Below are 1935 nucleotides of genomic sequence, written 5' to 3'. Positions count from 1 at the left end.
TGGTGCGCCCGGCACGGGCGCAAACTCTAGGGTGTAAGTCCCGAACGCGCCTTGATAGTGGGAAGCGTTAACCGATGGCAAGGGTGTCCTTCGTGAGGAGGAATCTGAAGGAAGCCTAAGGTAAATCTCCGGCCTGACGAACAGAAAGCAGATGAGGCAATCAACAGAGGGTGAGTTTGCCATACAAAACAAAGCCCCAAACTATCCGAACTAGTTGGTTGTATATCTGCCAGGTATATGGAGAGAAAGTTTGCGTTCTTACCCGGGGAGATCTCTACAATAGCTGCCTTAGGGAGACGCGTATCCTGTGAGGAGCAATGGGTGCCAGCGATGTCATTGCAGGTTGTAGAGAAGTCAGCTCTGGCTGTAGTACCTGTAGCCTTAGACAGGAAAGAGCCAGACATCAGAAGCTTTGCAGTAAATCTGGAACTGAAGGTGTGATAAAGAAAGCAGAAAACTTACGGGTAAAGTAAGGCTACATTACAAGGATAAGACTGGAAGTCTGAAAGTATAATGAGCGCTGAGTCACACTTTGACAGAAAGAAAGAAACAAGGCAGGCAGAGAAAAAAAAATATAGCCGATGTAAATGGAATTATTGGAACGTATACTAGATAACCGCAACATACGTCGCGCCTACGAACAGGTAATGTCAAATAAAGGGAGTGGTGGCGTAGATGGGATAGAAATCGAAGGATTTAAATCTCATGTTCAATCTGTATGGCCAGCGGTGAAAATAGCACTACAGTCCGGTGACTACCAACCTTCGGCAGTAAGGAAAGTTGAGATACCTAAACAAGAGGGAGGAACAAGGATACTAGGCATCCCCACTTTACTTGATAGGATGATACAACAAGCGATAGCGCAACAACTGATGATCATCTACGATGATACCTTCAGCGAAAGTAGCTATGGTTTCAGACCGAAGCGCAATGCACACCAGGCACTACTACAAGCGCGAGCTTACGTCAATACGGGCTACAGTTACATAGTAGACATAGACATGGCTAAGTTCTTTGACCGGGTGAATCACAACTATCTGCTAAATCTGTTGAGTATGCGAGTAAAGGATAGACGAGTGTTGCGTCTGATCCATGCATACCTTAAAGCAGGAGCAATGATGGAAGGAGTAGCCTCTACTAACAGAGAAGGAACGCCGCAAGGCGGTCCCTTAAGTCCAATTTTGTCTAACATACTGTTAGATAAACTGGACAAAGAGTTAGAAAGACGCGGCCATCGTTTTGTCCGATATGCTGATGATGTGTGCATTTTTAGTAGGAGCAAGCGTAGTTCAACACGAGTATTGAAAAGTGTAAGTACCTACATTGAACAAGAACTTAAACTAGAAGTGAACCATCACAAAAGCGAGGCAACTCGCCCATGGCAAAGTACGCTTTTAGGGTACAGTTTTTACCATAAGAAAGGAGAAAAGGGGTTGAAGGTCGCCAGGAAAAGCGTCGCAAAGTATAAAACCCGGGTACGAGAAATTACCTCTCGAAGCAAGCCATACGCCATGTACAAGCGCTATGAGATGCTGAGGCAACTAAACCGAGGCTGGGTTCAGTACTATAAGCTGAATGAAGCGAAGAGCCTATTTGCTGATTTAGATAAATGGGTTCACCGTCGGCTCAGACAATGTTATTGGCGACAATGGAAGCTACCTAGAACTAAAGTGGGCATGCTTATCAAGTTGGGGACGCCCAACTGGCAGGCATATCAATGGGGCAACACGCGAAAAGGCTCTTGGAGAATAAGTGGCAGTGTTATACTACAACAGGTTCTGAACAAATCCTTTCTAAAAAGGGAAGGGTACCTATCTCTATGTGAGTTAAGTACCCTTCCCAATGCTTTATTCTGATGGGCCGCCGTATACGGAACCGTACGTACGGTGGCTAGAGGGGACAGGTAGGGAACTAATCCCTACCTTCCTACTCAAT

Annotated in this window: 2 protein-coding genes; both read left to right on the top strand. The window is 45.7% G+C overall.

What is annotated here, in order from left to right; all coding sequences use genetic code 11:
* Window positions 1-237 precede the first annotated feature (237 nt).
* Window positions 238-441 (top strand): hypothetical protein, encoded by a 204-nt coding sequence (locus tag GO493_RS30690; RefSeq protein WP_157310069.1) that lies wholly within the window; start codon window positions 238-240, stop codon window positions 439-441.
* 146 nt (window positions 442-587) lie between these two features.
* Entirely contained in the window at window positions 588-1856 is a 1269-nt protein-coding gene (gene ltrA, locus GO493_RS30685) for a group II intron reverse transcriptase/maturase (protein WP_157310068.1), read from the top strand.
* The last annotated feature ends 79 nt before the right edge of the window (window positions 1857-1935 follow it).

The organism is Chitinophaga tropicalis (assembly GCF_009758205.1).
Classification (GTDB): Bacteria; Bacteroidota; Bacteroidia; order Chitinophagales; family Chitinophagaceae; genus Chitinophaga; species Chitinophaga tropicalis.
This window is presented reverse-complemented; position numbering and strand designations above follow the sequence as displayed.

Coding starts and splice junctions, on each gene's coding strand:
- GO493_RS30690 (WP_157310069.1), top strand. CDS start 238: ATGGAGAGAAAGTTTGCGTTCTTACCCGGGGAGATCTCTACAATAGCT.
- ltrA (WP_157310068.1), top strand. CDS start 588: ATGGAATTATTGGAACGTATACTAGATAACCGCAACATACGTCGCGCC.